This window comes from Larkinella fluvii, from assembly GCF_051857545.1.
Lineage (GTDB): Bacteria > Bacteroidota > Bacteroidia > Cytophagales > Spirosomataceae > Larkinella.
On the sequence record NZ_JBPZHB010000020.1, the window covers coordinates 59,658 to 66,238 of the forward strand.

Sequence of the window (6,581 nt, forward strand, 5' to 3'; positions counted from 1 at the left end):
ATCGACCATGAATAAGTACACAAAAGCCCTTGTTAGTCTTCTGGTTCCGATCCACCTTTTTGCCCAAATGCAACCGGCCAACCCGGATAATGTTTCCAAAGCGGAAAAGCTGAACAACTACATTCTGCCGATTGCAAAAATGGCCATTAAAGGGAGCCATCCGGTCGGCATCAACAGCACCAAAACGGTTCACATCATTTTTCCCTCCCAAATCAAAGAAGTAGACGCCGGTATACCGGAAATCATCACCCAGATCACGCCGTCGTTCAATAACGTCCTCAGAATTAAATCCATCACGGAAACGGCCTTTGCCGAGTCTAATTTAACCGTTCTGACCGCAGCCGGGGACCTGTATTCGTTCATTGTCAACTACCAGGAATGCCCCGAAATTCTCAATATCAACGTCGAGAAAAACTTTGAATCCGATCAGATCGTTTCCCGCGCGTTCAAAACGTCTACGTTTCACAAGTCGGATTTTTTAATACCGTCGATCAGCCTTTCTGAACGGGAGATTCGGGAGAACTTCGAGTACATCACCAGCCACAAAAAATTCATAAAAAATATCGGGGTACGAAATCATATGGTTTCGGCCTTTCTGGGAAATATGTACATGGACAATGCCCTGATGTATTTGTCGGTAACGGTAGAAAATAATTCAAATGTCACCTACCCCATTGACTTCGTGAAAGTCTACGTCCGGGACGTGGAAGGGGCTAAACGGCAAACGATTCAGGAGGAAGAACTTCGTATCATTCTCTTGAATGATGTCAATTCGGTTGACAATGGAAAGAGCAAAACGCTGGTCGTTGCCATCCCCCGGATTACCATTTCGAGTGACAAGCAATTGGAGTTTGAACTATACGAACAGAAAGGAGGACGGCATTTACGCTTTCCCATCAACTCAAAAATTGTTTCAAAGGCTAAATCATTTAAAAAATGAAAATGATCGTTCTATTCGTCATTTTTTTGATCAGTGCAACCCTTGTCAATGCCCAGGTGCATATCAAAAATCAACAATACATTCAGTTCAATGTGGGCGGGTACGATCAAATCCATCCCGATCCGGATAACTTCTTTGTACAGGCCGAATTCGGGAAGTACAACCGAAAGTTAAACTCCAAAGGGTTTGCTTTTCTCTACGCGAAAAAGCACAGCACGAACGGAATTCCGGTCGAAAAATACCAGGTATCGTATAAACAGGAAATCAACCTTTTTTCGAGTCCGAATTTAACCAGTACGTTCAAAGTATTGGGGAGTGTGAATTTTGGGTATGAGTCCATCAACCGGGATAACCCTTCTTACCTGGACAGAAATGTTAGTACCAGGTCCGATTTTATTCTGGCACTTGGAACCGGCGTTGAATACGAATTTACCCCGCTGGTAGCCGGTACCCGGATTACGTATAACTTTCTGTCTAACTATCAAAAGTTCACCACCTATCCGTACATCGGTATTAAATTTCATTTAAAATGAAAAAGCTTTTTTTTCTGCTGCTATTCTTGATGAATTTTTCCTGTAACAAGGAAATTGCGCTGGAGGTGATCCCACCGGAAATCAGCACACCCGACTACAACTTATTATCCGAAGGCCCTGGGTATTTGGAGTATGACTCCTTAACAAATAAATACAGCGCATTGACAACGCTCTATTTGAGACCTTTCGAGAACGTAACCAATCTGGATGATGTAACGCTAAAGTTTGGTTCCAACCACTTTGGCAGTTACCGGCTGAAAAATGACACGCTTTACAATGGTGATAAAATCAATATCAAGTATGGCGATTTTAAAAATTACCAGTTTGCTTTTTTGTATTTATCTGAAATCAATGGACAGCATACGGTAACGGTTGAAGCGACCATCCGATCCGTTACCAAAACAACAACGATCACCCTTAAAACGCACTAACTATGTTTTCAGCAAACGTGTTCATCACCAGCCTTTCCGAACTTGAGACCGTCACGTTTTCGGATAAAACCTTACTCGTTCGCTGGCTGTTCGGGACAGTCAATGAAAAGAATGTAGCCTTTAAACTGTGGAATGATTTGGCAAACCATACGCAGCTAAGCCTGAATAACGAAGTACAGGTAGAATTTAAGATAGAAAGCCGGGAGCACAAAGGACGTTATTTTACCGATTTGACCATCACTAAAATTCTTTAAAGCCATGAAATACCTGCTTGTTTTTTTTGTCCTGAGTCTGGTGGCGTGTTCAAAAGAAAGCCCACAGCCGCAACTCTCCGCTGATACCCAGGCCGAACGTGCCGCTACTATCGATAGCTTCGTAGGGGAATGGATTTATCGAGTTGATGAAAGCCCTTTTTTAAAAATCGTTATTGAAAAAAAAACAAACTCCTATTCATTCAAGCATTACAAATTGCTTGCGGGTTCTTATGTGCTGGATAATGATGAATATTACGTGCAGGATTTGGTTTCTTCTGCTTTTGTGTCTTGGGAAAAATCATCTGTTAATCATCCTTATATCTCTATAAAATCGTTCTATTCCTCCAGTGGATCATGGTTACACTATCGGATGATTTCGGGGAAACAATACCTGACGCTCGGAGGTTCAAAATATCAAAAATCATTGTAGATCGATCATTACCCTTTTCTCAGAAGCTTTCCTTTTAGAAAATCTTTCGCAAAATTTAATGACTATGGAAAAGAATTTTGATGCTCCGAAAATGATACAAAAAGGCACTTTCATTTATGGCCTTGAGAAGCAGGAAGGTACCAGGATTTCGTACATTGAGCTGAAAAAAGACGCTGCGGATAAGTTTAAAAGAACGGAAAATAAATTTGAAACGACTTCAACCGATTTATCCAATGAAATAAAGGCTAAATCGGTAAACGTTTTAATGCCTTCTCAATCGTTTATCCATCAGACCCAGCAAAAGGATTTTGAAGCCAATTTTAAAGCCCCGGCCATGATTGCCAAAGATGAAAAAACGTATGGCCTGGGTGAACAGCGCGTCAATGGAATTACCTATATCGAGTTAAAAAAAGAAAATAATACCTGGAAACGCACCCCTAATCAACTGGAAACGAATCCATCCGATCTAGCCAGAGAAATTAAAAATGGTTCGGTCAAGGTTATTCTACCCAATAAGGAGTATATGACCGAGCGGAACCGGCAGCGGGAGAATGAAGAGCAGGAAGCGGATAAAAAAAAGGAGGTTGATACCAGTCGGAAAGAAACCAGCACCATTAAACCCGTATTGGTCGAACCCCTGAACGTCAGGGAACGTAGCGAGGTAAAAGAAGCGATGCAACAGGGTAAATTGGAAGACACTAAACACGCATCGGCGCTTTTCAAACAGTTTGATCGACAACTACAATCGGTTCCCGATCAAATCAACGGTCAGAAATTAACGAACCAGGATAAATTGAAGTTGCTCGTCGGTGATTTCAGCGACCACCAGAATACCAAATTTACCGTACAGAAGGACAAAACGGTGAAGATGGAAGGGAAGGAAAACGGCCTGCTAACGAATGCCAATTCTCAATTTTCAGAAAAACAGTTGGAAATAAAAAACCAGCAGAAAAATCAGGAATCTAATTTAACGTTGTCCCGGTAACTCATTTGTTATGAAAAATACTAAAAACTAAATATGCCTGGTTGATGAAAGAGATATTGATTCGCAATTTGGATTCGCCCGCGAAAGGCGATATTCGCCAGATTCTGTTAGCGTACCTTGAAAGGGACTATATAGGAACATCGGCTCTGTCTACCGCCGTCGAGCAGTTAATTCGTGAGTTTAATTCGAATGAAACTCAGCACAAAGAAACTGTTGACGCCCAAAAAACACGGATTAAAGAGCTTGAAGTACGCTTAAAAGAATTAGCCAGACAAAATCAACTTTTTCAGTCTAAACAGACTGCTTTTGCCCTGGCTCTAAATAACCTGCTGGTTGTCGAGCCTTTGCTTTGACAGTTCCATTTTTTCGCTACTTGCTTTTTTTCGTATGAATACCGGCCCTGCAAACGACTTGCTAATTGATTCAGATGTTCACCCTGAACTGGTTCCAATTCAGAAATCGAGTGATATAGCTTTGATCTGGTCGATCAGCCTTTTTCTTATTTTTCTGGCAGTCGCCAGTGCCTGCCTGTATGTCAATCCGATGATTTTAAAAAAGCTTGCCCTGTTGACGCATCACTACCACTATTTTATTAAGCGGTATTTTCCTTAGCAATCTGTTTGATTAGCCACACATACGTTGACGTTATGGCTTAGTGAGCGATGGGTGAACTAAATGTAGACAATTTTGGCAACGTTGCACCGCCGGTCCGGAAGGCGTCGACGAAAAAGGGTCTCATTGAAAATAGGTAATATTTTTATTTTCAGGTCATTACCGTTTCTACAGACAAAAAAACTAACTCGTAATAATGTCAATTCTGGCAAAAACGAGGTAATTTTCCCTTTTATAGAAACTTACTTATGAACCAAATTCCAAAGAATCTTCTGGATCGCCAAAAAAACTGGCGCACAAATTCCCCTTCCAAGCCGTAAGCAGGTTTTGCAACGGCTCGTTAGGCAAGCTCTGGAGCGTACTACCCTGGGAGGAATTAGTCACCACCGTTCGGTTACCACCTCCCAAAAACAAAGCCGGTGCTAAACCCTGGCTGGATGTGCAAGGTGGTATTGCCTTGTTGTTTTTGAAGCACTATGAAAACCTGAGCGATGCCAAGTTGATTGAAAACTTATCGGTCAACAGCAATTATCAGCTATTCTGTGGCTTAGTACTACAGAACCACGAGCAGATCCGTAACTTATCGCTGGTGAGCCGCTGACGTAGTAAGCTGGCCCACTATCTGCATAAAGACCTGTTTCAGAGTTGTCTGCAGCGGGAGTGGAAACCATCGCTATCTCACCCGCATGTCCACAAAAAAGATGCGACTTGTTACGAATCGTACATTACCTATCCCACCAGTGTCAAGTTGCTCTGGCTGGGATGCATCTGGGACTATCGCCAACTTAAACTGCGCTGTAAAGCCGGCAAGCGAACCATGCCCCGCAGTCAAATGTAGCAAGTCCACCTTCTCAGGTGGGGCGCTTACTGAAGAAACTCGAATGGACTCGACAAAAACCGTAACCCAAAGCCCGGCAGTGTCTTACCCCCCTGAACGACTGGACAAAATTGCAAAAACAGTTTAGTCCTTTTACATTCAGAAATCATGAGCAAAATCAGGCGGAGTTTTACCCCCGAAGACCGTTATTCTTTCGTTCAGGAAGCCATCCGTGACGGCCATGCCGAGACTTGTCGCAAGTACAACGGCGCCGGCCGCCCGGTTATCCCCTTCATTGCTGCGCAAGTGGCGTTTGAAATATTTAAGCAAAGGCAAAGAGGGCTTGAAAGATTCCTATGCACGCATTGATCCCCAACTGCGAGCACTTGAAGAGGAAAATGAACGTCTGAAGCGGATTGTGGCAAAACAGGCGTTGGAAATTGAAATCAAGAGCGAACTGCTAAAAAAAACGCCTATTCAACCCAAGAGAAGCTAACACTCATGGAGCAGTTCAAAAATCAGGTAAGTCATACCCTGTTATGCCAGTGGCTCGACCTGCTACGGAGCGTGTCTTACTACCAACCTCAATCAGGTCGGCCTGGCGCACGGCCCAGCCAGGTGACTATGAAACTGGATGGATCATGGGTAGACAATCAACTGGTAGTGAGTAGTATCCGGCAGTTGCTGGATGTTGAATTCAACGCCCTTGGCTAAGAATACATTAACTATGCGTTGAAAAAAGAGTACTTGATCAACAAGAAAAAAGGAGCCGCCCGCGCGGGTGTATCGGTTGATGCAGGAGCATCATTTGCTCTTAGGCAAAGTGATCCGATCGACGGGCAAGCGGGAATTTGTTAAATTCAGACGAATTGTAGCGACCAAGCCCTTGGAATACCTGTGCTAGGATATCAAGTACGTTTGGGTACACGGGGAACGGCGGAATTATTATCTGTTAAGCGTCATTGATGTATATAGCCGTAAAATTCTGGACTGGCTGTTTTAAGGCAGCATTCGCCAAATCGATTTAATCAATCATCTTTTTCGACGAATAAACCGGAGTCATGAACTGAAAGGTGTCATTTTGCGCAATGACAATGGCAGTCAATTCATTGCTCATTCAGTGCGCAACTTTTTGAAAAGCTCCGAAATCAAGCAGGAATTTTCTCATGTAGCCACCCCTGAAGAGAATTCGTACATCGAAGCTTTTCACAGTATTCTAGAACACGAAGTCATTGAGCGAAGTGAGTTTGCCAGCTATTATGAGGCCAAAGAAATGTTAGGGCGTTATTTTTCCCATTACAATCATCATCGGTTGCACCGTTCGATTGGGTTTATAACACCTCAGCAAAAATGGGAAGAAGCAAAGGCAGTTTATGACCTCCTCCCAGAAAACTGGACCGTTGTAAAATAGAGAGTTCGGGCGATTTTTCGGTATTTTAACAACCAAATAATCGCTATGAAGAAGACCAAATTTACTGAAGCACAAATCGTATTTGCGCTTCGCCAAGCTGAAACAGGAACTGTTGTCGCTGAGGTATGCCGCAAGATGGGGATCAGTGAGGCTACTTTTTACAATTGG

At 43.0% G+C, this 6,581-nt stretch carries 12 protein-coding genes; all 12 read left to right on the plus strand.

Annotation, left to right across the window (positions count from 1 at the left end; translation table 11 throughout):
• The first annotated feature begins 7 nt into the window (after positions 1-7).
• Positions 8-940: a conjugative transposon protein TraN gene (gene traN, locus ACS5NO_RS32365; RefSeq protein WP_439418944.1), complete on the plus strand. Its 933-nt coding sequence runs from the start codon at positions 8-10 to the stop codon at positions 938-940.
• Positions 937-1,473: a conjugal transfer protein TraO gene (locus ACS5NO_RS32370; protein WP_439418945.1), complete on the plus strand. Its 537-nt coding sequence runs from the start codon at positions 937-939 to the stop codon at positions 1,471-1,473. The genes traN and ACS5NO_RS32370 overlap by 4 nt, the downstream gene beginning before the upstream one ends.
• Complete coding sequence (locus ACS5NO_RS32375; protein WP_439418946.1) at positions 1,470-1,904, plus strand: hypothetical protein; 435 nt, start codon at positions 1,470-1,472, stop codon at positions 1,902-1,904. Before ACS5NO_RS32370 ends, ACS5NO_RS32375 begins: the two co-directional genes overlap by 4 nt.
• A 2-nt stretch (positions 1,905-1,906) precedes the next feature.
• Positions 1,907-2,158, plus strand: a complete 252-nt coding sequence (locus ACS5NO_RS32380) for a DUF3127 domain-containing protein (protein WP_439418947.1) — start codon at positions 1,907-1,909, stop codon at positions 2,156-2,158.
• A gap of 4 nt (positions 2,159-2,162) precedes the next feature.
• The gene (locus ACS5NO_RS32385; RefSeq protein WP_439418948.1) at positions 2,163-2,588 is read left to right on the plus strand and encodes a DUF6705 family protein; all 426 of its coding nucleotides are present in this window, start codon (positions 2,163-2,165) and stop codon (positions 2,586-2,588) included.
• Positions 2,589-2,853: 265 nt separating this feature from the next.
• The gene (locus ACS5NO_RS32390; protein WP_439418949.1) at positions 2,854-3,573 is read left to right on the plus strand and encodes a hypothetical protein; all 720 of its coding nucleotides are present in this window, start codon (positions 2,854-2,856) and stop codon (positions 3,571-3,573) included.
• A gap of 44 nt (positions 3,574-3,617) precedes the next feature.
• Positions 3,618-3,926 (plus strand): hypothetical protein, encoded by a 309-nt coding sequence (locus ACS5NO_RS32395; protein WP_439418950.1) that lies wholly within the window; start codon positions 3,618-3,620, stop codon positions 3,924-3,926.
• A gap of 34 nt (positions 3,927-3,960) precedes the next feature.
• On the plus strand, positions 3,961-4,185 hold the full coding sequence (locus ACS5NO_RS32400; protein WP_439418951.1) for a hypothetical protein: 225 nt from the start codon (positions 3,961-3,963) through the stop codon (positions 4,183-4,185).
• Between the two features lie 289 nt (positions 4,186-4,474).
• Complete coding sequence (locus ACS5NO_RS33165; RefSeq protein WP_500684155.1) at positions 4,475-4,786, plus strand: transposase; 312 nt, start codon at positions 4,475-4,477, stop codon at positions 4,784-4,786.
• A 457-nt stretch (positions 4,787-5,243) separates the two neighbouring features.
• Positions 5,244-5,498, plus strand: a complete 255-nt coding sequence (locus ACS5NO_RS32410) for a transposase (RefSeq protein WP_439418953.1) — start codon at positions 5,244-5,246, stop codon at positions 5,496-5,498.
• A gap of 636 nt (positions 5,499-6,134) precedes the next feature.
• Positions 6,135-6,413, plus strand: a complete 279-nt coding sequence (locus ACS5NO_RS32415; protein ID WP_439418954.1) for an integrase core domain-containing protein — start codon at positions 6,135-6,137, stop codon at positions 6,411-6,413.
• A 45-nt stretch (positions 6,414-6,458) separates the two neighbouring features.
• The coding region (locus ACS5NO_RS32420; protein ID WP_439418309.1) for a transposase at positions 6,459-6,581 on the plus strand (123 nt) is incomplete at its 3' end.